Below are 3,840 nucleotides of genomic sequence, written 5' to 3' on the forward strand. Positions count from 1 at the left end.
CCGCCGGCGACCAACATCGTCGACAGACAAAAGCTCAATGGGGGAAATCACTGTAGCGCATGACATAAGCCATGGACTTAGAGCTAATCAACAAGTCAAGAAAGACGGCCTTCGCCGCAGGCATACGAAGCTGGGCCAGTTGGCGCGAGAGCAGTGATCGAGCTTGTCATCGGCGACATCGTTGTCCGAGCTGGCGCTGATATCGATGAAGCACACCTGTTGCGAGTGATCCGGGCGGTGCGATCGGCATGATCCCGTCGGGCGTGAAGGTCTTTCTTGCGAGCCATCCCATCGACTTCCGCAAGGGGCCGGACAGTTTGCTGTCGCTGGTGCGCGATGCCGGCAGTGACCCGTTCAACGGGGCGCTCTATGTCTTCCGGGCAAAGCGCGCGGACCGGATCAAGATCGTGTGGTGGGATGGTTCCGGGGTTTGCCTCTATGCAAAGCGGTTGGAGAAAGCGCAGTTCTGTTGGCCACGTATCGGCCACAGCCGGGTCCAACTCAACCATGCGCAGCTTCTGGCTTTGGTCGATGGAATGGACTGGAAGCGGGTTCGCTTCACGCCAGTCAAACCTCCCGAAATTGTTGGGTAACCCGCTGCGGCGAAGTGAATCAGGTGGCTGAAACCACGGGCGGATTGCAGCAAAATATGCTCTGATCAGACCCATGACGCCACCCGATCTTGAGCTTCCGGATGATGTAGAGGCACTGAAAGCCATGGTTCTTGCCATGGCCGCAAAGGCAGCCCGCGTCGAGGCTTTGGAGAAGCAGGTCGATGATCTCGAAGCCCGTAACGCGGATGCCGACGAGCGCATCGAGCGGCTGACGCAGATTCTGAAGGCCTTCGATAGAGCCCGCTTTGGACGACGCTCGGAGAAGCTTGCAGCATCCGCGGTCGACGACGAGCAGCATGCCTTTGTCTTCGAAGAAATCGAGACTGGCATTGCGGCAATCAGGGCTCAGATCACAAAAGGCCGCGGGAATGCGGATGCCAAACGTGCTCCGCGACCACGCAAGGGCTTCGCGCCGCATCTTGAGCGCGTCGAGATCGTGATCGAGCCGGAAGAGTTGCCGGAACACGCGGATAAGCAGAAGATCCTAATCGGAGAAGACGTCTCCGAACGGCTGGACGTCGTCGCAGCGAAGTTCCGGGTCATTGTCACCCGCCGGCCGAAATATGCCTTTAAGAACGAAGACGGCGTCATCCAGGCTGCGGCTCCGGCACACATCATCGAAGGCGGCATTCCAACAGAAGCGCTTCTGGCCCAGATCGCCGTCTCCAAATATGCCGACGGCCTGCCACTTTATCGCCAGGAAGCCATCTACGCCCGTGACAAGGTCGAACTTGACCGCAAGCTGATGGCCCAATGGATGGGCAAGCTGGGGTTCGAGCTCAACATCCTCGCGGACTACATCCTGAACGAGATCAAGAAGGCCGAACGAATTTTTGCCGATGAGACGACCTTGCCGACACTTGCGCCTGGCTCCGGATCAGCAAAAACGGCGTGGCTCTGGGCATATGCAAGGGATGACCGCCCCTTCGGAGGCAGTGGCCCGCCGATGGTGGCCTATCGCTTCGAGGACAGTCGCGCGACCGAGTGCGTTGCACGGCACCTGAGCGGCTATCGGGGGATTTTGCAAGTCGACGGATACGGTGCTTACAATAAGCTTGTCCGCAAGGATGGTGGCAATGACGGGGTCACCCTGGCTGGCTGTTGGTCACACAGTCGGAGAAAGTTCTATGAGTTGCATGTCGCAAAAACCTCAAAGGTTGCCACAGAGACGGTCGAGCGTATGGCGAAGCTCTGGGAGGTTGAGGAAACCATCCGGGGTCAAAGCCCTGAGGCTCGTGCTGCAGCACGTCAGGAAGTCTCTACAGCGATCGTCAAAGACCTCTTCACCTTCTGGCAGGCGACCCTGCCACGGGTCTCCGGCAAATCCAAACTCGCGGAAGCCCTACGCTATGCCATCTCGCGTCGCGACATCTTCGAACGCTTCCTAACCGACGGTCGCGTCGAGATCGACTCCAACATTGTCGAGCGAGCGATCAGACCTCAAGCGATCACAAGGAAGAATAGCCTATTCGCCGGAAGTGACGGTGGCGGCAAGACCTGGGCGACCATCGCGACGCTCCTGCAAACGGCAAAGATGAATGCCGTCGATCCGCAAGCCTGGCTTACGCAGGCACTCGAGCGCCTCGCAAATGGATGGCCCAGCAGCGAAATCAATGCCCTCATGCCGTGGAACTACACGGCCTGAACGGCCCCAGCTTGTCGCTTACCAATGTAGCAAATTCCACCGCTTCGAAAGTCCTCCCTGGCCCGCACCGATGAATGACCTTAGTCTTGTAGAGACCGGTGATCGTTTCGGCGAGGGCGTTGTCGTAACTGTCCCCAACGCTTCCGACAGACGGCTCGATGCTAGCGTCTGCCAATCGTTCGGAATAGCGAATGGACACGGATTGGGCAGATTCAACCGGTCGCCGCAACACCTTCGATCATATCCGATTTAGCAGGCCATCGAGCGCTTCTGCCGGCGTGGGATAATCAGCGTCTTGCGAGGCCCGCCATTAAGGGCATGTGCCACAGCGCTGAGCTCATCGGATTCGTGCTGGCTCACATCTGTACCCTTCGGAAAGTACTGATGTAGCAAACCGTTGGTGTTTTTGTTGCTTCCGCGCTGCCACGGTCTTTGAGGGTCACAGAAGTGCATATCGAGGGTGCGGGTTTCACAATGTCCGGGACAGGCATTTCAGTAAGTCGCGGACACCGAATTCAGTAAGTACGGGACAGTGATTTCGCAAAGTCGCGGACAGTTATCGCGACGGATTTAGATCGATTTTCGTGAGCGGCGATCTGGCGCTTTGCCCTCGTGTTTTCAGCGAGGACATGATGCCCGATCATGGGTGCCTGCTCCATCGCATCTAGGACGCGCACTCAATACTTGATGCGATCCATATCCTCGTCGTTGCAAGCCTGAGAGCGGCGAGATAGTTGTCGGCCCGTCGGTCGTATTGGGTTACTAGCCCTCGCATATGTTTGATGCGGTTGAAGAAGTGCTCTACTTGATTTCGCTGGCGGTAGGCTTATGGAGCTAAATGTCTTTTTGCGGCTGATCTTTGCGTGGATGTTCGCTCAGCACTTGCGTTCGCGCTAGGATGATCCGGTTCTGAAACGCCACAGGATGCCATTGATCACTCGGCGGTCGTCAACACGTTCAATTCCGCGGTTATTGGTCGGTAGACGTGGTGCAATAAAGTCCCATTCTTCGTCGCTCAGTTCGTGACGGCGCATGGCAATCTCCTTTCACGAAGATTGATGGTGTGGAAGAGCCCTTCGAACCGGCATCAAGGATGCCTATTGCGGGGACGCCAGTCACTATACTTTTGATGGAACCGTTCCATGGAGAAAATTACCACAATCGGTTTTGATTTATACCAACCGTCATTGATCAGAACCCTTGTGCCCAGTTGCGCCTTCCGATCGACATTATCTTCCACGGTCGGTCCTGCCGCCTTGCCCTGCTTGGGGCAGATGGCACCGAAGATATAGGCCGATCGGGTTCGCTGATCGTGCGGCGCGGATGGCCTTGATCCCCGCTTGGCCCAGCGGCGGGTGATCTTGTTCTTCTGCCCGATACGAGCCTCGTCCTGGAACCAGACCTCAATCACTTTGCCCTTGGCGGGACCTGCGACGATTTCTGCCACAGCGGCGGGGAAGTTTTTTTAAATGCCTCGGCCGCCTCGGCATCCTGCGCATGATGTCTTGGGCGAGCCGAGAGCTTGCGATAGCCCATGGCACGCAATTCGCGGCCCAGGGTCTCCTCGCTCACCGAGATGCG

Annotated in this window: 2 protein-coding genes and 4 pseudogenes; 2 read left to right on the plus strand and 4 right to left on the minus strand. The window is 57.3% G+C overall.

Going from position 1 to position 3,840, the window contains the following annotated elements:
- Positions 1-248 precede the first annotated feature (248 nt).
- Both tnpB and tnpC read left to right on the plus strand, forming a co-directional pair.
- On the plus strand, positions 249-593 hold the full coding sequence (gene tnpB, locus KX729_RS33295; RefSeq protein ID WP_018329060.1) for an IS66 family insertion sequence element accessory protein TnpB: 345 nt from the start codon (positions 249-251) through the stop codon (positions 591-593).
- 73 nt (positions 594-666) lie between these two features.
- Entirely contained in the window at positions 667-2,259 is a 1,593-nt protein-coding gene (gene tnpC, locus KX729_RS33300; RefSeq protein ID WP_219746695.1) for an IS66 family transposase, read from the plus strand.
- Here the strand turns inward: tnpC and KX729_RS33305 are convergent.
- The 4 pseudogenes from KX729_RS33305 to KX729_RS34200 form a co-directional block, all read right to left on the minus strand.
- Positions 2,234-2,467, minus strand: a pseudogene (locus KX729_RS33305) (hypothetical protein); the annotation flags it as partial. The gene tnpC and the pseudogene KX729_RS33305 sit on opposite strands and share 26 nt — an antisense overlap.
- A gap of 30 nt (positions 2,468-2,497) precedes the next feature.
- Positions 2,498-2,718: pseudogene (locus tag KX729_RS34195) on the minus strand (transposase); the annotation flags it as partial.
- Between the two features lie 440 nt (positions 2,719-3,158).
- Positions 3,159-3,293 (minus strand): annotated as a pseudogene (locus tag KX729_RS34815) (transposase); the annotation flags it as partial.
- A gap of 212 nt (positions 3,294-3,505) precedes the next feature.
- Positions 3,506-3,840, minus strand: a pseudogene (locus KX729_RS34200) (winged helix-turn-helix domain-containing protein); the annotation flags it as partial.

Origin of the sequence: Neorhizobium populisoli (assembly GCF_019430945.1) — a bacterium.
GTDB lineage: Bacteria > Pseudomonadota > Alphaproteobacteria > Rhizobiales > Rhizobiaceae > Neorhizobium > Neorhizobium populisoli.